This is a genomic window from Streptococcus sp. HMSC073A12 (assembly GCF_001812815.1).
Lineage (GTDB): Bacteria > Bacillota > Bacilli > Lactobacillales > Streptococcaceae > Streptococcus > Streptococcus vaginalis.
Genome location: NZ_KV810545.1, coordinates 1 through 407, shown reverse-complemented (window position 1 = coordinate 407; position 407 = coordinate 1). Strand labels below are relative to the sequence as shown.

The 407-nt window shown below is 35.6% G+C and carries 1 protein-coding gene; it reads left to right on the top strand.

What is annotated here, in order from left to right:
- Positions 1 to 78 precede the first annotated feature (78 nt).
- A partial coding sequence (locus HMPREF2876_RS06970; RefSeq protein ID WP_373878897.1) for a transposase family protein occupies positions 79 to 407 on the top strand: 329 nt, incomplete at its 3' end.

Below are 407 nucleotides of genomic sequence, written 5' to 3'. Positions count from 1 at the left end.
GAGCCTATTTTTGTGTAGAAAAAAGCCCCATAATATCTATAATGAAAAGCGACTAAACAACTCATTAGAAAGATTCATATGGAACAATTACATTTTATCACAAAACTCCTTGATATCAAAGATCCTAATATCCAAATTATAGATATCATCAATAAGGATACACACAAGGAAATCATCGCTAAACTGGACTACTACGCTCCTTCTTGTCCTGAGTGTGGAAGTCAAATGAAGAAATATGACTTCCAAAAACCGTCGAAAATTCCTTACCTCGAAACAACTGGTATGCCTACTAGAATTCTCCTTAAAAAGCGACGTTTCAAGTGCTATCAGTGCTCGAAAATGATGGTCGCTGAGACTTCTCTCATCAAGAAGAATCATCAACCAAAAAATTGCTCAGAAACTGATTG